The organism is Cellulomonas sp. KH9, from assembly GCF_900114185.1.
Classification (GTDB): domain Bacteria; phylum Actinomycetota; class Actinomycetes; order Actinomycetales; family Cellulomonadaceae; genus Cellulomonas.
This window is the reverse complement of record NZ_FOSE01000001.1, coordinates 1,099,437-1,117,479: the sequence shown is the minus strand read 5'-3', so window position 1 is coordinate 1,117,479 and position 18,043 is coordinate 1,099,437. Positions and strand designations below refer to the sequence as shown.

General features: G+C 69.8%; 11 protein-coding genes. All 11 read right to left on the bottom strand.

Translation table 11 applies throughout. From position 1 onward, the window contains the following. Nucleotide 1: 1 nt before the first annotated feature. The 11 genes from rplC to BMZ16_RS05000 all read right to left on the bottom strand — a co-directional run bounded on the left by rplC (nucleotide 2) and on the right by BMZ16_RS05000 (nucleotide 18,002). Nucleotides 2-661: a 50S ribosomal protein L3 gene (rplC, locus tag BMZ16_RS05050; RefSeq protein ID WP_089798427.1), complete on the bottom strand. Its 660-nt coding sequence runs from the start codon at nucleotides 659-661 to the stop codon at nucleotides 2-4. 23 nt (nucleotides 662-684) lie between these two features. Then, nucleotides 685-993, bottom strand: a complete 309-nt coding sequence (gene rpsJ, locus BMZ16_RS05045) for a 30S ribosomal protein S10 (protein WP_013117879.1) — start codon at nucleotides 991-993, stop codon at nucleotides 685-687. A gap of 437 nt (nucleotides 994-1,430) precedes the next feature. Further along, nucleotides 1,431-2,624 carry an elongation factor Tu gene (tuf, locus tag BMZ16_RS05040; protein ID WP_089798426.1) on the bottom strand — a complete coding sequence of 398 codons (1,194 nt, stop codon included), beginning with the start codon at nucleotides 2,622-2,624 and terminating at the stop codon, nucleotides 1,431-1,433. 121 nt (nucleotides 2,625-2,745) lie between these two features. Next, nucleotides 2,746-4,848 carry an elongation factor G gene (gene fusA, locus BMZ16_RS05035; protein ID WP_089798425.1) on the bottom strand — a complete coding sequence of 701 codons (2,103 nt, stop codon included), beginning with the start codon at nucleotides 4,846-4,848 and terminating at the stop codon, nucleotides 2,746-2,748. Between the two features lie 96 nt (nucleotides 4,849-4,944). Further along, the gene (rpsG, locus tag BMZ16_RS05030; protein ID WP_089798424.1) at nucleotides 4,945-5,415 is read right to left on the bottom strand and encodes a 30S ribosomal protein S7; all 471 of its coding nucleotides are present in this window, start codon (nucleotides 5,413-5,415) and stop codon (nucleotides 4,945-4,947) included. A 5-nt stretch (nucleotides 5,416-5,420) separates the two neighbouring features. Next, nucleotides 5,421-5,789, bottom strand: a complete 369-nt coding sequence (gene rpsL, locus BMZ16_RS05025) for a 30S ribosomal protein S12 (protein WP_013117883.1) — start codon at nucleotides 5,787-5,789, stop codon at nucleotides 5,421-5,423. 423 nt (nucleotides 5,790-6,212) lie between these two features. Continuing rightward, the gene (locus tag BMZ16_RS05020) at nucleotides 6,213-10,082 is read right to left on the bottom strand and encodes a DNA-directed RNA polymerase subunit beta' (protein WP_089798423.1); all 3,870 of its coding nucleotides are present in this window, start codon (nucleotides 10,080-10,082) and stop codon (nucleotides 6,213-6,215) included. A 116-nt stretch (nucleotides 10,083-10,198) separates the two neighbouring features. Further along, nucleotides 10,199-13,705 (bottom strand): DNA-directed RNA polymerase subunit beta, encoded by a 3,507-nt coding sequence (gene rpoB, locus BMZ16_RS05015; protein ID WP_089798422.1) that lies wholly within the window; start codon nucleotides 13,703-13,705, stop codon nucleotides 10,199-10,201. Nucleotides 13,706-14,107: 402 nt separating this feature from the next. Then, complete coding sequence (gene rplL / locus BMZ16_RS05010) at nucleotides 14,108-14,497, bottom strand: 50S ribosomal protein L7/L12 (protein WP_089798421.1); 390 nt, start codon at nucleotides 14,495-14,497, stop codon at nucleotides 14,108-14,110. A gap of 94 nt (nucleotides 14,498-14,591) precedes the next feature. Further along, the gene (rplJ, locus tag BMZ16_RS05005; protein ID WP_089798420.1) at nucleotides 14,592-15,119 is read right to left on the bottom strand and encodes a 50S ribosomal protein L10; all 528 of its coding nucleotides are present in this window, start codon (nucleotides 15,117-15,119) and stop codon (nucleotides 14,592-14,594) included. A gap of 264 nt (nucleotides 15,120-15,383) precedes the next feature. Beyond that, nucleotides 15,384-18,002: a CHAT domain-containing protein gene (locus BMZ16_RS05000; protein WP_143082758.1), complete on the bottom strand. Its 2,619-nt coding sequence runs from the start codon at nucleotides 18,000-18,002 to the stop codon at nucleotides 15,384-15,386. Nucleotides 18,003-18,043 lie beyond the last annotated feature (41 nt).

Genomic DNA, 18,043 nt, shown 5'->3' with positions numbered 1-18,043 from the left:
GTCACGCACCCTTCGCAGCGGAACGCACGACCACGACGCCGCCCTTGGGGCCGGGAACCGCGCCCTTGACGAGCAGCAGACCCCTCTCGACGTCGATCGCGTGCACGGTCAGGTTCTGGGTCGTCTGGCGGTCCACGCCCATACGACCGGCCATGCGCAGGCCCTTGAAGACGCGCGACGGGGTCGATGCCCCACCGATCGAGCCGGGCTTGCGGTGGTTGCGGTGCGCACCGTGGGAGGCGCCGACGCCGGAGAAGCCGTGACGCTTCATCACACCGGCGGTGCCCTTGCCCTTGGTCGTACCGGTCACGTCGACCACCTGGCCGGCCTCGAAGGCCGCCGCGGTGATCTCCTGGCCGAGGGTGTACTCGGCCGCGTTCGACGTGCGGATCTCGGCCACGTGCCGACGGGGGGTGACCCCCGCCTTCTCGAAGTGGCCCTTGAGCGGCTTGGTGACCTTGCGCGGGTCGATCTGGCCGTAGGCCAGCTGCACCGCGGTGTAGCCGTCGCTCTCAGCGGAGCGGACCTGCGTCACGACGTTCGTACCCACGGCGAGGACCGTGACGGGCACGAGGCGGCCTGCCTCGTCCCACACCTGGGTCATGCCGAGCTTGGTGCCGAGCAGCGCCGTGACGGGGCGCGCGTTCTGCTGGGTAGCCATGAAGATCAGTCCCTTCCCAGCGATCAGAGCTTGATCTCGATGTTCACGTCCGCAGGCAGGTCGAGTCGCATGAGCGAGTCGACGGCCTTCGGCGTGGGGTCGATGATGTCGATGAGCCGCTTGTGCGTTCGCATCTCGAAGTGCTCGCGGCTGTCCTTGTACTTGTGGGGCGACCGGATGACGCAGAAGACGTTCTTCTCCGTCGGCAGCGGCACCGGACCCACGACCGACGCACCAGCGCGAGTCACCGTGTCGACGATCTTGCGCGCCGAGCTGTCGATGACCTCGTGGTCGTAGGACTTGAGCCGGATGCGGATCTTCTGTCCCGCCATGGCGTCGTCTACTTCTCTCTCTCGAAAAACCGGTCCTGTCCGACCCCCGCACTCGGGCGTGTCGCCTTGCGCGACACGCCTCTGCGCTGCGTACCGTCTCCGGGACAGGGGCCGTGGTTGTCGACCGCTCCCCACCGGGTCACCCCGAGGTCCGAGCGTTCGCCACGTCTGTTCGCCCGGCCGACAGGCGCGCGAGAACGCACACCCCGGCGGGCAACCCCGACAGTCTGCCAGACCGGGGCCGGAAAGGCCAACCCCCGAGGTCAGGGGCCCGCGGGGGCGTCGGCGGAGCTCGTTCGCTCCCCACCGGGCCTGCTCACGTGCCGCACGACCGCCGCCGGCGGCGCAGCCCGTGCGGGACACCGGCGGGGACGACGCAGGGCCCGGGAGCGGTGCTCCCGGGCCCTGCGTGGTGGATCAGCCCCGGGGGGCGATGATCACTTGATGATCTTCGTGACCCGGCCCGAGCCGACGGTGCGGCCACCCTCGCGGATGGCGAAGCCGAGGCCCTCCTCCATGGCGATGGGCTGGATCAGCGTGACGGAGATCTCCGTGTTGTCGCCGGGCATGACCATCTCGGTGCCCTCGGGCAGCGTGATGACACCGGTGACGTCCGTCGTCCGGAAGTAGAACTGGGGACGGTAGTTCCCGTAGAACGGGTTGTGACGCCCACCCTCGTCCTTGGACAGGATGTAGACCTGGCCCTCGAACTCGGTGTGCGGCGTGATCGAGCCGGGCTTGACGACGACCTGGCCGCGCTCGACCTCCTCGCGCTTCGTGCCGCGCAGGAGCAGACCGACGTTCTCGCCGGCCTCGGCGTAGTCGAGCAGCTTGCGGAACATCTCGACGCCGGTGACGGTGGTCTTGATCGCCTTCTCCTTGATGCCGACGATCTCCACCTCCTCGTTCACCTTGAGCTGACCGCGCTCGACGCGACCGGTGACGACCGTGCCACGACCGGTGATCGTGAAGACGTCCTCGATCGGCATGAGGAACGGCTTGTCGATCTCGCGGACCGGGTCCGGGACGTTCTCGTCGACAGCGTCCAGCAGGTCCTCGACGGACTTGACCCACTGCGGGTCGCCCTCGAGCGCCTTGAGGCCGGAGACGCGCACGACCGGCGCGTTGTCGCCGTCGAACTCCTGCGACGACAGCAGCTCGCGGACCTCCATCTCGACGAGCTCGAGGATCTCCTCGTCGTCGACCATGTCGGCCTTGTTCAGCGCCACGAGCAGGTACGGAACGCCGACCTGGCGGGCGAGCAGCACGTGCTCACGCGTCTGGGCCATCGGGCCGTCGGTCGCCGCGACCACGAGGATGGCGCCGTCCATCTGCGCCGCACCCGTGATCATGTTCTTGATGTAGTCGGCGTGACCGGGGGCGTCGACGTGCGCGTAGTGACGCTTCTCGGTCTGGTACTCGACGTGCGCGATGTTGATGGTGATACCGCGCTGCTTCTCCTCCGGCGCCTTGTCGATCTCGTCGAACGGCGTGAAGGGGTTGAGCTCCGGGTACTTGTCGTGCAGCACCTTCGAGATCGCGGCGGTCAGCGTCGTCTTGCCGTGGTCGACGTGACCGATGGTCCCGATGTTGACGTGCGGCTTCGTCCGCTCGAACTTCGCCTTGCCCACTGGGTGTCCTCCTCAGGACTTGGTAGAGATTGCCCGACGGCAGCCACCTGACGGTACCTGCTCGACGTGCGGTCCTACGGGTCGGATGTGTAGCTGGAACTGCAGGGTTCGACCTGTGGGACTACTCGCCCCGGGTCTTCTTGATGATCTCTTCGGCAACGTTCCGAGGAACCTCGGCGTAGCTGTCGAACTGCATCGAGTACACGGCACGGCCCTGGGTCTTGGACCGCAGGTCCCCGACGTACCCGAACATCTCCGAGAGCGGCACCTGGGCGCGGACGACCTTGACGCCGGTCGCGTCCTCCATCGACTGGATCATGCCGCGACGGGAGTTGATGTCGCCGATGACGTCGCCCATGTACTCCTCGGGCGTCCGCACCTCGACGGCCATGATCGGCTCGAGGAGGGCCGGGTCCGCCTTGCGCACCGCCTCCTTGAGGATCATCGAGCCGGCGATCTTGAACGCCATCTCCGAGGAGTCGACGTCGTGCGCCGCACCGTCGAGCAGGATCGCCTTGACGCCCACCAGCGGGTAGCCCGCGAGGACGCCCAGCTGCATCGCGCTCTGGATGCCTGCGTCGACCGACGGGATGTACTCCCGCGGGATGCGACCACCGGTGACCTTGTTCTCGAACTCGTACAGCTCGCCCTCGGCGGGGTCCAGCGGCTGGAAGGTCATCTGGACCTTCGCGTACTGGCCCGAGCCACCGGTCTGCTTCTTGTGCGTGTAGTCGATCTTCTCGACCGCACGGCGGATGGTCTCGCGGTACGCGACCTGCGGCTTGCCGACGTTGGCCTCGACCTTGAACTCGCGACGCATGCGGTCGACGAGGATGTCGAGGTGGAGCTCGCCCATGCCGCCGATGACGGTCTGGCCGGTCTCCTCGTCCAGGCGGACGCGGAAGGTCGGGTCCTCCTCGGCGAGCTTCTGGATGGCCGTGGAGAGCTTCTCCTGGTCACCCTTCGTCTTGGGCTCGATCGCCACGTCGATGACGGGCTCCGGGAAGGTCATGGACTCGAGGATCACCGGCGCGCTCGGGTCGCACAGGGTGTCACCGGTGGTGACGTCCTTCAGACCGATGAACGCGTAGATGTGCCCGGCCTGCGCCTCGGGGACGGGGTTCTCCTTGTTGGAGTGCATCTGGAAGAGCTTCCCGATGCGCTCCTTCTTCCCCTTGGTCGAGTTGAGCACCTGGGCGCCCTGCTCGACCCGGCCCGAGTACACCCGGACGTAGGTCAGCTTGCCGAAGAACGGGTGCGCGGCGACCTTGAACGCGAGGGCCGCGAACGGCTCCGTCGCGTCCGGGTGACGCTCGACGACGATCTCCTCGTCCTTGACGTCGTGGCCGGCGACGGCCGGGACGTCCAGGGGCGTGGGGAGGTAGTCGATGACGGCGTCGAGCATGGGCTGCACGCCCTTGTTCTTGAACGCCGAGCCGCACAGCACCGGGTAGGCCTCGGAGGTGATCGTGAGCTGGCGGATGCCGGCCTTGATCTCCTCGACCGTGAGCTCCTCGCCACCGAGGTACTTCTCGAGCAGGTCCTCGCTGGTCTCCGCGACGGCCTCGATGAGCTCGGCCCGGTACTGCTCGGCCTTCTCCTGCAGATCGGCGGGGATGTCCTCGATCTCGTACTTCTCGCCGAGGGCGGTCTCGCCGCGCCACACGAGGGCACGCATCTCGACCAGGTCCACGACACCGATGAAGTCGTTCTCGGAGCCGATCGGCAGCTGGATGACCAGCGGCTTGGCCTTGAGGCGCTCGACGATCGTCTTCACCGTGAAGTAGAAGTCCGCACCGAGCTTGTCCATCTTGTTGACGAAGCAGATGCGCGGGACGTCGTACTTGTCGGCCTGACGCCAGACGGTCTCCGACTGGGGCTCCACGCCCTCCTTGCCGTCGAACACCGCGACGGCGCCGTCGAGGACGCGCAGCGAGCGCTCGACCTCGACCGTGAAGTCGACGTGGCCGGGCGTGTCGATGATGTTGATCTGGTTGTTCTTCCAGTAGCAGGTCGTCGCGGCCGACGTGATGGTGATGCCGCGCTCCTGCTCCTGCTCCATCCAGTCCATCGTCGAGGCGCCGTCGTGCGTCTCACCGATCTTGTAGTTGACCCCCGTGTAGAACAGGATCCGCTCGGTGGTCGTCGTCTTGCCGGCATCGATGTGGGCCATGATGCCGATGTTGCGGACCTTCGTGAGGTCCGTGAGCACGTCCAGTGCCACGTGATAGCCCCTTGTCGGTTGGCTTGAGGTCGGTGCCGTCCGCGCCGCCGCGGGCCGTCCCTGTCGAGCAGGGCCGGCCCACGGCGGCGGCCGGGATCACCAGCGGTAGTGCGCGAACGCCCGGTTGGACTCGGCCATCTTGTGCATGTCCTCGCGACGCTTCACCGCGGCACCCAGGCCGTTGGAGGCGTCGAGGATCTCGTTCATGAGGCGCTCGGTCATGGTCTTCTCGCGACGAGCACGCGAGAAGTCCGTCAGCCAGCGCAGCGCGAGCGTGGTGGCACGCACCGGACGGACCTCGATCGGCACCTGGTAGGTCGCACCACCGACGCGGCGGGACTTGACCTCGATGGACGGACGCACGTTGTCCAGCGCGCGCTTGAGCACGACGACCGGGTCGGACTGCGTCTTCTCACGGACGCCCTCGAGCGCGCCGTAGACGATGGACTCCGCGACGGTCTTCTTGCCGTCCAGGAGAACCTTGTTGATGAGCTGCGTGACCACCGGCGAACCGTAGACGGGGTCGACGATCAGCGGCCGCTTCGGAGCGGGACCCTTGCGAGGCATCTGTCTCAGCCCTTCTTCGCGCCGTAGCGGCTGCGTGCCTGCTTGCGGTTCTTCACGCCCTGCGTGTCGAGCGCGCCACGCACGATCTTGTAACGGACACCGGGCAGGTCCTTCACTCGACCGCCGCGGACGAGCACGATGGAGTGCTCCTGCAGGTTGTGGCCGACGCCGGGGATGTACGCGGTGACCTCGATGCCCGAGGAGAGGCGGACACGCGCGACCTTGCGGAGCGCGGAGTTCGGCTTCTTCGGGGTGGTCGTGTAGACGCGGGTGCAGACACCGCGTCGCTGGGGGGAGCCCTTCAGGGCAGGCGTCTTCGACTTGTTCGTCTTCGCCTGCCGGCCCTTGCGGACCAGCTGCTGGATCGTAGGCACTACGTCTCCGTCTGTCGGTGTTCTCTGGTCTGACCGGCACCCGTCACCCAGGACGGCCGGCTCGTCCCGGATCGTCGCCCGTCGCGCGACTACCCCGGAGGTCTTTCCTCCCGCACCGACCCCCGCGCCCGGGCGTGTCGCCCCGGTCCTCTACCCGGCGACCGTCCCTGAGGGACCGTTCCGGTGGGAGGTGGGGAGCCACCCGGTGCCTCTCGTCCCCACCCCGGAAAGGGGCGGTCGACCGAGTGCACGCGCAAGGGCCCGACGGCGCGGGCACGGTGTCCTACGTTACCCGGCGCGGAACGGGGCGTCAAAGGTGCCGATCACAGCCACGCCGGAACGCCGTCGGGGCGGGCACGGGACGCCCGAGGGGCCCGTCGGACGAACCGACGGGCCCCTCGGGGACGGACGACGAGGACGACGTCAGCGGTAGTCGCCGAAGTCGATGTCCTCGAGCGGGATCGCGTCGCCGGAGCCGAGGCCCAGCGCCGGGAAGTCGATCTCGTCGTAGCCGAAGGCCGGGTACAGCTCGGCCTTCGCCTCCTCGGTCGCCTCCACCGCCACGTTCCGGTACCGGGGAAGCCCGGTGCCGGCGGGGATGAGCTTGCCGAGGATGACGTTCTCCTTCAGACCCAGCAGCGGGTCGGACCGGCTCGACATCGCGGCCTCGGTGAGGACCTTGGTCGTCTCCTGGAAGGACGCCGCGGACAGCCACGAGTCGGTCGCGAGCGACGCCTTCGTGATGCCCATGAGCTCCGGACGACCCGAGGCCGGCTGACCACCCTCGGCGACAGCCCGCCGGTTGAAGTCCTCGAAGCGACCGCGCTCGGCCAGCTCGCCGGGCAGCAGGCCCGTCTCACCGGAGTCGAGCACCGTCACGCGCCGCAGCATCTGCCGCACGATGACCTCGATGTGCTTGTCGTGGATGTCCACGCCCTGGGAGCGGTAGACCTCCTGGACCTCGTCCACCAGGTGCTTCTGCGTGGCGCGCGGGCCGAGGATGCGCAGGACCTTCTTGGGGTCGACCGCACCCTGGACCAGCTGCGTGCCCACCGAGACGTGGTCGCCGTCCTGCACCAGCAGGCGCGACCGCTTGGTGATCGCGTAGCGGATCTCCTCCGAGCCGTCGTCCGGGGTGAGCACGAGTGCACGCGCCCGGTCGGTCTCCTCGATGGTGATCCGGCCCGAGAACTCCGCGATGTGCGCCTCACCCTTGGGGGTGCGGGCCTCGAAGAGCTCCTGGACACGCGGCAGACCCTGCGTGATGTCGTCGGCCGAGGCCACACCACCGGTGTGGAACGTCCGCATCGTCAGCTGGGTGCCGGGCTCACCGATCGACTGGGCCGCGATGATGCCGACGGCCTCGCCGATGTCGACGAGCTTGCCGGTGGCCAGCGACCGGCCGTAGCACTTGGCGCACGTGCCGACGCGGGACTCGCAGGTGAGCACCGAACGGATCTTGAGCTCGGTGACACCGGTCTCGAGCAGACGGTCCAGCAGGACGTCGCCGACGTCGTCACCGGCGTGGCCGATGATCTCGCCCTCCACCTCGATGTCGGTCGCGAGCGTCCGCGAGTACACGGACGTCTCGACCTTGTCGTGACGACGCAGCGTGCCGTCCGCCGCCGCCACGCCGATCGGCATGGTCAGGCCGCGCTCGGTGCCGCAGTCCTCCTCGCGGACGATGACGTCCTGCGAGACGTCCACCAGACGACGCGTGAGGTAGCCCGAGTCGGCGGTCCGCAGAGCGGTGTCCGCCAGACCCTTGCGGGCACCGTGCGTCGCGATGAAGTACTCGAGGACGGACAGGCCCTCGCGGTAGTTCGCCTTGATCGGGCGCGGGATGATCTCGCCCTTCGGGTTGGCCACCAGACCACGCATGCCCGCGATCTGGCGGACCTGCATCCAGTTGCCTCGTGCACCCGAGCCGACCATCCGGAACACCGTGTTGCGGGCCGGGAAGTTGGCCTGCATCGCCTTGGCGACCTTGTCGGTGGCGTTCGTCCAGATCTCGATGAGCTCCTGGCGACGCTCGTCGTCGGTGATCAGGCCCTTGTCGTACTGGCCCTGCACCTTCGCCGCACGCGCCTCGTGCTCGTCGAGGATCTCCTGCTTGACCGCCGGGGTGGCGACGTCGGAGATCGCGATCGTGACGCCCGAGCGGGTGGCCCAGCGGAAGCCGGCCTCCTTCAGCGCGTCGAGCGAGGCCGCGACCTCGACCTTCGGGTACCGCTCGGCGAGGTCGTTGACGATCGCCGAGAGGCGCTTCTTGTCGACCACACCGTTCTCGTACGGGTAGTCGACCGGCAGCAGCTCGTTGAACAGCGCGCGGCCCAGCGTCGTCTCGAACAGCAGCGGCTGACCGGTCTCCCAGCCCTCCGGCGCGTGCTCCTCGTCGAGGACCAGGTCGTCGAACCGGATCTTCACGACCGCGTTGAGGTCGAGGCTCCCCTGGTCGAACGCCATGATCGCCTCGGCCACCGAGCTGAACGCCCGGCCCGCGCCCAGCGCGTCCTCCTTGTCCGACGTCAGGTGGAACAGGCCGATGATCATGTCCTGCGAGGGCATGGTCACGGGCCGGCCGTCGGACGGCTTGAGGATGTTGTTGCTCGAGAGCATGAGGATGCGGGCCTCGGCCTGCGCCTCGGCGCTCAGGGGCAGGTGGACGGCCATCTGGTCACCGTCGAAGTCCGCGTTGAACGCGGCGCAGACGAGCGGGTGCAGGTGGATCGCCTTGCCCTCGACCAGCTGGGGCTCGAACGCCTGGATGCCCAGACGGTGCAGCGTGGGCGCACGGTTCAGCAGCACCGGGTGCTCGGTGATGACCTCCTCGAGCACGTCCCACACGACCGGGCGCGCGCGCTCGACCATGCGCTTGGCCGACTTGATGTTCTGCGCGTGGTTGAGGTCCACCAGGCGCTTCATCACGAACGGCTTGAACAGCTCGAGCGCCATCTGCTTGGGCAGACCGCACTGGTGCAGCTTCAGCTGCGGGCCGACGACGATGACCGAACGGCCCGAGTAGTCGACGCGCTTGCCGAGCAGGTTCTGGCGGAACCGGCCCTGCTTGCCCTTGAGCATGTCGGAGATCGACTTCAGCGGGCGGTTGCCGGGGCCCGTGACGGGACGACCGCGGCGGCCGTTGTCGAACAGCGAGTCCACGGCCTCCTGGAGCATCCGCTTCTCGTTGTTGACGATGATCTCCGGCGCGCCCAGGTCCAGGAGCCGCTTGAGGCGGTTGTTCCGGTTGATGACGCGGCGGTAGAGGTCGTTGAGGTCCGACGTGGCGAAGCGGCCACCGTCGAGCTGGACCATCGGGCGCAGGTCCGGCGGGATGACCGGGACCGCGTCGAGGACCATGCCCGTCGGCGAGTTGTTCGTCGTGAGGAACGCGTTGACGACCTTGAGCCGCTTGAGGGCGCGGGTCTTGCGCTGGCCCTTGCCGCTGCGGATGGTCTCGCGCAGCGACTCGGCCTCCGCGACCAGGTCGAACGCCTCGAGGCGCTTCTGGATCGCCGAGGCGCCCATCGAGCCCTCGAAGTAGTTGCCGTACCGGTCCTGCAGAGCGCGGTACAGCATCTCGTCACCCTCGAGGTCGGCGACCTTGAGGTTCTTGAAGCGGTCCCAGACCTGCTCGAGCCGGTCGAGCTCGGCGTCCGCACGCTTGCGGATCTGCGCCATCTCGCGCTCGGCGGAGTCACGCACCTTGCGGCGCGCGTCGGCCTTGGCACCCTCGGCCTCGAGCTCGGCCAGGTCGGCCTCGAGCTTCTGGGCGCGGGCGTTGATGTCGTTGTCGCGGCGGTCCGAGATCTCCTTCTTCTCCAGGTCGATCTCGTTCTGGAGGTTGGGGAGGTCCTCCTGGCGGCCGTCCACGTCGACCCACGTGATCATGTAGGCCGCGAAGTAGATGACCTTCTCCAGGTCCTTCGGCGCCAGGTCGAGCAGGTAGCCGAGCCGGCTGGGCACACCCTTGAAGAACCAGATGTGCGTGACCGGGGCGGCCAGCTCGATGTGGCCCATGCGCTCACGGCGCACCTTCGAGCGCGTCACCTCGACGCCGCAGCGCTCGCAGATGATGCCCTTGAAGCGCACGCGCTTGTACTTGCCGCAGTAGCACTCCCAGTCCCGGGTGGGACCGAAGATCTTCTCGCAGAAGAGCCCGTCCTTCTCCGGCTTGAGGGTCCGGTAGTTGATGGTCTCGGGCTTCTTCACCTCGCCGTGCGACCAGGCACGGATGTCGTCGGCCGTGGCCAGGCCGATGCGCAGCTCGTCGAAGACGTTGACGTCGAGCAAGGGGGTCCTACTTCCTTCGCTTGCCGGTTTCGTGAACCAGCGGAACGGAAATCGTGCTGAGGGGTGCGGGCACCCGGTCCGGCGTCACGTGCGTGGCACCGGACCGGGGCTCGACGTCAGATCTCTTCGACGCTGCTGGCGTTCGGGCGCCGCGACAGGTCGATGCCGAGCTCTTCCGCGGCGCGGTAGACCTCGTCGTCGTTCTCCTTCATGTCGATGGACACGCCGTCCGAGGACAGCACCTCGACGTTCAGGCAGAGCGACTGCATCTCCTTGAGCAGGACCTTGAACGACTCCGGGATGCCGGAGTCCGGGATGTTCTCGCCCTTGACGATCGCCTCGTAGACCTTCACGCGGCCGGGGACGTCGTCCGACTTGATGGTGAGGAGCTCCTGCAGCGTGTAGGCGGCGCCGTACGCCTCCAGGGCCCACACCTCCATCTCGCCGAACCGCTGGCCACCGAACTGCGCCTTACCACCCAGCGGCTGCTGCGTGATCATCGAGTACGGGCCGGTCGACCGGGCGTGGATCTTGTCGTCCACGAGGTGGTGCAGCTTGAGGATGTACATGTAGCCGACGGACACCGGCTCGGGGAACGGCTCACCGGAGCGGCCGTCGAACAGCCGCGCCTTGCCGTCGCCCTTGACCATGCGCTCGCCGTCACGGTTCAGCGTCGTGGAGCCGAGCAGGCCGGTGAGGGTCTGCTCGGGCACGCCGTCGAAGACGGGGGTCGCGACGGGGGTGCCGGGCTCGGAGCGGTGCGCGATGGCCGGGACGCCGTCCTTCCACTTCAGGTCGCCCTCGGCCAGCTCGATGTCCCAGCCCTGCTTGGCGATCCAGCCCAGGTGCGTCTCGAGCACCTGCCCCACGTTCATGCGCCCGGGGACGCCGAGCGGGTTGAGCACGACGTCGACCGCCGTGCCGTCCTCGAGGAACGGCATGTCCTCGACGGGCAGGATCTTCGAGATGACGCCCTTGTTGCCGTGACGGCCGGCGAGCTTGTCGCCGTCCGTGATCTTGCGGCGCTGGGCGATGTACACGCGGACCAGCTCGTTGACACCGGCGGGCAGCTCGTCGCCGTCGTCGCGGCTGAACGTGCGGACCTCGATGACCGTGCCGGACTCGCCGTGGGGCACCTTGAGCGACGTGTCGCGGACCTCGCGGGCCTTCTCGCCGAAGATCGCACGCAGCAGGCGCTCCTCCGGGGTCAGCTCGGTCTCGCCCTTGGGCGTGACCTTGCCGACGAGGATGTCGCCCGCCGCGACCTCGGCGCCGATGCGGATGATGCCGCGCTCGTCGAGGTCGCCCAGGACCTCCTCGGAGACGTTCGGGATGTCCCGCGTGATCTCCTCGGGGCCCAGCTTGGTGTCGCGCGCGTCGACCTCGTGCTCCTCGATGTGGATCGAGGACAGCACGTCGTCCTGCACGAGGCGCTGCGACAGGATGATCGCGTCCTCGTAGTTGTGGCCCTCCCACGACATGAACGCGACCAGCAGGTTGCGTCCGAGCGCGAGCTCGCCCTCGTCCGTCGCCGGGCCGTCGGCCAGCACGGAGCCGGGCTCGACACGGGCGCCGTGCTCGACCAGCACGCGCTGGTTGTAGCAGGTGCCCTGGTTGGAGCGGCGGAACTTGGCGATGCGGTACGTCGACGTGGTCGCGTCGTCGTTGGCGACGACGACCAGGTCGGCGGAGACCTCGGTGACGACACCGGGCTTGGTCGCCACGACGACGTCGCCGGCGTCGACCGCCGCACGCCGCTCCATGCCGGTGCCGACCAGCGGCGCCTCGGAGCGGACCAGCGGCACGGCCTGACGCTGCATGTTGGCGCCCATGAGCGCGCGGTTGGCGTCGTCGTGCTCGAGGAACGGGATCAGGGCCGTCGCGACCGACACCATCTGGCGCGGGGAGACGTCCATGTAGTCGACGTTCGCACCGGGCACCAGGTCGGGCTCGCCGCCCTTGGTGCGCACGAGGACGGCGTCCTCGACGAACGAGCCGTCGCCGTTCAGCGGCGCGTTCGCCTGGGCGATGATGTGCCGGTCCTCGTCGTCCGCGGTGAGGTAGTCGACCTCGTCCGTGACCTTGCCGTCGACGACGCGGCGGTACGGCGTCTCGACGAAGCCGAACGGGTTGATCCGCCCGTAGGTCGCGAGCGAGCCGATGAGGCCGATGTTCGGGCCCTCAGGGGTCTCGATCGGGCACATGCGGCCGTAGTGCGAGGTGTGGACGTCGCGGACCTCCATGCCGGCGCGGTCGCGGGACAGACCACCCGGGCCGAGGGCCGACAGACGCCGCTTGTGCGTCAGGCCCGCGAGCGGGTTGTTCTGGTCCATGAACTGCGACAGCTGGCTCGTCCCGAAGAACTCCTTGATGGAGGCGACGACGGGGCGGATGTTGATCAGCGTCTGCGGCGTGATGGCCTCGACGTCCTGCGTCGTCATGCGCTCGCGCACGACGCGCTCCATCCGGGACAGGCCCGTGCGGACCTGGTTCTGGATGAGCTCGCCGACCGCGCGGATGCGACGGTTGCCGAAGTGGTCGATGTCGTCGGTCTCGACGCGGATCTCCACCTGCTCGCCACCGCGCGTGCCGGGCAGCGTGGCCTTGTCGATGTGGAGCGCCGCGAGGTACTTGATCGTCGCGACGACGTCGGACAGCGTCAGCACCGAGTCGGACAGCGGGGCGTCCTGGCCGAGCTTCTTGTTCACCTTGTAGCGGCCGACCTTCGCCAGGTCGTAGCGCTTGGGGTTGAAGTAGAAGTTCTCGAGCAGCGCGCGGCCGGCCTCGACCGTCGGCGGCTCGCCCGGGCGGATCTTGCGGTACAGGTCGAGCAGGGCCTCGTCCTGGGTCTGGACGTGGTCCTTCTCGAGGGTGTCGATGACCGCCGGGTACTCGGCGAACTCCTCGCGGATCTCGGACTCCGTCATGCCGAGCGCCTTGAGCAGCACGGTCGCGTTCTGCTTGCGCTTGCGGTCGACGCGGACGCCGACGTTGTCGCGCTTGTCGATCTCGAACTCGAGCCACGCGCCACGGCTCGGGATGACCTTGGCGGTGAGGACGTCCTTGTCGGACGTCTTGTCCGCGGTGCGCTCGAAGTAGACGCCCGGGGAGCGGACGAGCTGCGAGACGACGACGCGCTCGGTGCCGTTGATGATGAAGGTGCCGCGCTCGGTCATGAGGGGGAAGTCACCCATGAACACGGTCTGCGACTTGATCTCGCCGGTCGTGTAGTTGACGAACTCGGCGGTGACGAACAGCGGCGCGGCGAAGGTGAAGTCCTTCTCCTTGCACTCCTCGGCCGTGTACTTCGGCGGCTCGAAGCGGTGCTCGCGGAAGGAGAGCGACATGGTCCCGCCGAAGTCCTCGATCGGCGAGATCTCCTCGAAGATCTCCTCGAGGCCCGCGGTCTCCGGGACGTCGGTGCGACCGGCCTCGAGGGCGGCGGCCACGCGGGCCTGCCAGCGCTCGTTGCCCAGCAGCCAGTCGAAGCTCTCGGTCTGCAGACCGAGCAGGTCGGGGACCTCGAGCGGCTCGTGGATCTTGGCGAAGGAGATGCGGCGGGATGCGGTGCGGTTCGCGACGGCGTCGGCGGACGGTGCAGAAGGGATGCGCGAGGCAGCCAAGAGGGGTCCTTCCCTGCGGATCGTGGCACGCTGCGCCGCCTGGCGAGGCGCGATCACCGGCCACAACACGAGGTCACGACGCGCACGTACGTCGGGGCCGGAGTCGGGCTATCTGAGATCGCGGGCACAGGCCAGCGCAAAGCGCTAGCGTACGCGCCTTCATGGGCACCGTCAAGCACACCCACGGGCAGGCCCGCTGCGGGCCGCACCGCCCGCACCGGCGACCTCGTCGTCGCCGCGTGCCATGGTGGCACAACCTCCCCCGCGGGGGAAACGCAGGACCCGCGTCGCGCGACCGGTCTCCCCGCACCGGGCCGCCGCCCGCACGGACAGCACGAGGCCCGGCCCCCTGACGGGGACCGGGCCTCGGGAGTGCACCGCCGGCCCGAGGGCCGGCTCAGATCACTTGAGGGTGATCGTGGCGCCGGCGCCCTCGAGGGCAGCCTTGGCCTTCTCGGCCGTCTCCTTGTTGACACCCTCCAGGACCGGCTTCGGCGCGCCGTCGACGAGGTCCTTGGCCTCCTTCAGACCGAGGCTCGTGAGCGTGCGCACCTCCTTGATGACCTGGATCTTCTTGTCGCCGGCGGCCTCGAGGACGACGTCGAACGAGTCCTTCTCCTCCTCGGCCGGGGCGTCGGCGCCACCGCCGGCCGGCGCGGCGACGGCCACGGCGGCGGGGGCAGCGGCGGTGACCTCGAAGGTCTCCTCGAAGGCCTTCACGAAGTCCGACAGCTCGATGAGCGTGAGCTCCTTGAACGCGTCGATGAGCTCGTCGGTGGTGAGCTTCGCCATGGTGGCGGTTCCTTCCGTTCGGACCCACCGTCCGGTCTCGGACGGCGGGAGGTGCTGGGGCTTGCTACGAGAGCGTGCGGCCGGAGCGTCGGGCTCAGGCTGCGGCGTCGGACTCCTGCTTCGCGCGCAGGGCCTCGACGGTGCGCACGGCCTGCGAGGCAGGAGCCGTGAACAGGTACGCGGCCTGGTAGAGCTTGGCCTTCATCGCGCCGGCCGCCTTGGCCAGCAGGACCTCGCGGGACTCGAGGTCCGCGAGCTTGGTGATGTCCGCAGCGGTCACGGGGCGGCCGTCGACGACGCCCGCCTTGATGACCAGTGCAGGGTTCGCCTTGGCGAAGTCACGCAGTCCCTTGGCCGCCTCGACCGGGTCACCGGTGACGAAGGCGATCGCCGACGGGCCCTCGAGCGCGTCGTCGAGGCCCTCGAGGCCGGCTTCCTTGGCCGCGATCGCGGTCAGCGTGTTCTTCACCACGGCGTAGTTCGCGTTGCCGCTGAGCGCCTTGCGCAGGGTCTTGAGCTGCGCGACGGTGAGCCCGCGGTACTCGGTCAGCACGGCCGCGTTCGAGCCGCGGAAGCGCTCCGTCAGCTCCGCGACAGCGGCAGCCTTGTCCGGCCTCGCCATGGCATTCCTTCCGATGGTGGTGCCACCGGTCGTCTTCCTGGCTGCCGTGAGACGACAAGAGCCCCGCGCAGGCGCGGGGCTCGAAGGCACGGCGATCCGGCACGGACCTTCTCAGGCCACGGCCGGGCACTCACATGCATCTGAACTCTCACCTGCGCAGGCCCCCGCGTCACGCGGAGCTTCGGCCGGTCCGACGAGCGGACCGACGACCGGCGGTCTTGGGCCACACGAGACTACGGCACGCCCGGCGTGCAGCCAAATCCGTCACGCGGCACCGTGGGCGACGAACGTGCACCAGTTGACGAACCCTGCCGGGGTGTCGCGGTCGATCTCGCCACGGGCGCCGTGCAGCGCCCGTGCCATCGTCTCGCCCGCCGCCAGCCGGCGGTGCAGCCCGAGCATGAGGTCCACGACCTCGACGTCGGGCACGGCGGCGATCGAGGCGACGATCCCCGCCGTCCCGCGCGCGAGCAGGCTGCTGACGAATCCCAGGACCTCGTCCCCTGCGTACGCGACGTCCGCTCCGGAGTGGCAGGACGCCAGGACCAGCCGCCGTGGTGCCACCCCCGCGGCATGCAGCTCCTGCACCGTGAGCCGGCCGTCCGCGAGGGACACCGAGGAGAACATCGGGCTGTCCGTACGCAACGAGCCGTGGCACGCCAGGTGCGCGACGTCGACACCACCCAGCGCGCGGACGACGGCCTCGGGGGTGGCGTCACCGGCGTGCAGCACCCGTGCCGAGGGGTAGATGCCCCGGAGTGCGTCGACCTCCTCGCGGGCACCGACGAGGTCGGGGCCCGCGACGAGCGCCTGCCCGTCCGCCGCCTCCCTCCCCCGGGCGATCGTCCGCTGCCACAGCGACGCCGACGGGGCCAGGCTCACGGGGCCGGGGTGCAGCGCCGACCACGGGACCCCGTGCAGCACGCCCACGGGGACGACGACGAGCTCGTCGTCGGGACCCACCCGCAAGGGCTCGACCAGCGCGGCCGCCAGTGCGTGGAGCCTGAGGTCCGCGCTCGCCCGGGCGGCGGCCGCCGCCGCGGCGCCGCGAGGGTTCGCGAGTCGCCGCAGGGCGAAGACCAGCGCCCGCAGGTGCGTGACCACCTCCCGCTCGGCCCCGAGATCGACGGTCCGGGCGCGCGACCCGTCGACCACCACCGCGACGAGGTCGCCACCGGAACGGCCCAGCTCCACGAGGACCCTCCCGTCCAGGTCCGTCCGCAGGCGGGCGAGGCTCCACCGCCCTGCGCCGGCCCGGGGCACTCGCGCGTCGTCGCGCCAGCTCGACGGCGACACGCGGTCGTGGGCGTCGGTCGGGGTGGCGCCCGCCGCCGGCGAGCCGGGCACCACCTGCGGCAGCGCGGTCAGCGCGAGCCCGCGGGTCCGTTCCATCCAGGCGAGCACGGCACCCGGGCGGCTCGTGCGTCGCAGGACCTCGAGCCCGATCGCGCCGAGCTCCGCGCCGTGTCCGGACGCGAGCGCGCGCAGCTCCATCGTCGGCAGGCTCTCGCGGTGCGCCGCCAGGTCCCGCAGGCCTGCCGCACACTGCCGGACAGCGTCGTCGTGGTCCCCGCGGAGCTGCGCCGCGCGTGCGGCCGCGACCCGCCCCTTGATGCGCACGGGCAGGGCGCCGTCGGCGGCCAGCCGGGCGGCCTGCGCGTACGACGCCAGCGCGTGGCCGACGTCACCGTGCGCGTCGGCCAGCCGGCCGGCCAGGACGTGCGCACCGACCGCCGCCGCGACGTCGCCCGCGGCGACCAGGCGCGACGCGGCCCTGCGCACCTCGGCGGACTGACCGCGTGCGGCCGTGCCCAGGAGGTGGGCCGCCTCGAGCTCGACCAGCAGCGCGTGGTCGCGCCAGCGGTCGTGGCGCTGCCCGACGGCCGCCCGACGCAGCGACGAGCCGACGCGTGCCGCGGCCTCGAGGTCGCCGGACAGCAGCAGCACGCGGCCGCGCCGGAGGCCCGCCTCCAACGCGAGCAGGGGCAGCCCCAGACGCTCGAACTCGTCCTCGGCGCGTGCGGCGGCGGCCACCGCCTCGGGCAGCAGACGCAGGTCCGTCATGGCGTCCGCGTACTCCGTGAAGTACTCACCGAGCGGGATGCCCGCCTCCGAGTAGACGCTCGACGCCTGCTCGAAGTCCCGCATGCCGGAGGCCAGACGGCCCGCACGCACCTTGATCCACGCGCGGGTCTGGAGTGCCGGGGCCAGCATCGCCGGCCCGGCTCCCTGGGCGAGCCGCACCGCCCGCTCCACCGCCCGCAACGCGTCCGCGTGCGCCGCGCGCTCCGCCAGGACCATCGCCAGGTTGTTCCCTGCCACGACCGCGGTCCCCGTCTGGAGCCCAGGACTCTCGAGCACCTGCCGGTACCCCCGCTCGGCGGCGGCGAGCCGGCCGGCGTTGTGGTCCAGCACGCTGCGGGCGAGCCGGGCGCGGCCGACCGCCTGCCGCTCGTCGGGCGCCAGGCCCATCGCGGCCGACGCACGCAGGGCCCGGTCGAGGTCACGGCGCGCCCCCGCCAGGTCGCCGAGCTCCTGGCGGACGTACGCGCGGCTGACCCGCGCTGCGGCCTCCGCCCCCGTGAGGTCTCGGCGCCGCGCGACCGTGACCGCCTCGTCGAGGAGCGCACGCGCGGTCTCGGTCTCGAGCCGCACCCGGTGCGTCCAGGCGAGCGCCCGCAACGCGAGGACCCGGAGCTCGCTGTCCCTCGTCCGTCGTGCCCGCTCGAGCGCCGCCTGCGCGCGCACCTCCACGGGGGCCGGGTCCGCCTGGTGCGCGTCCACCACGCCCCAGAGGTGTATCAGGAGCTCGGCTCGGCTCTCCTGCTCGCCGTACGACCGGTCCCGTGGCGGCGCGCCGTGCGTGGACCGCGCCCTCACCATCCGTCGATCGTATGCCGACCGCACCGTTCCCAGGAGGACAA

Bases quoted from the DNA above. Each gene is read 5' to 3' on its own strand.
- rplC (WP_089798427.1), bottom strand. From the start codon at position 661: ATGGCTACCCAGCAGAACGCGCGCCCCGTCACGGCGCTGCTCGGCACC.
- rpsJ (WP_013117879.1), bottom strand. From the start codon at position 993: ATGGCGGGACAGAAGATCCGCATCCGGCTCAAGTCCTACGACCACGAG.
- rpsG (WP_089798424.1), bottom strand. From the start codon at position 5,415: ATGCCTCGCAAGGGTCCCGCTCCGAAGCGGCCGCTGATCGTCGACCCC.
- rplL (WP_089798421.1), bottom strand. From the start codon at position 14,497: ATGGCGAAGCTCACCACCGACGAGCTCATCGACGCGTTCAAGGAGCTC.
- rplJ (WP_089798420.1), bottom strand. From the start codon at position 15,119: ATGGCGAGGCCGGACAAGGCTGCCGCTGTCGCGGAGCTGACGGAGCGC.
- BMZ16_RS05000 (WP_143082758.1), bottom strand. From the start codon at position 18,002: ATGGTGAGGGCGCGGTCCACGCACGGCGCGCCGCCACGGGACCGGTCG.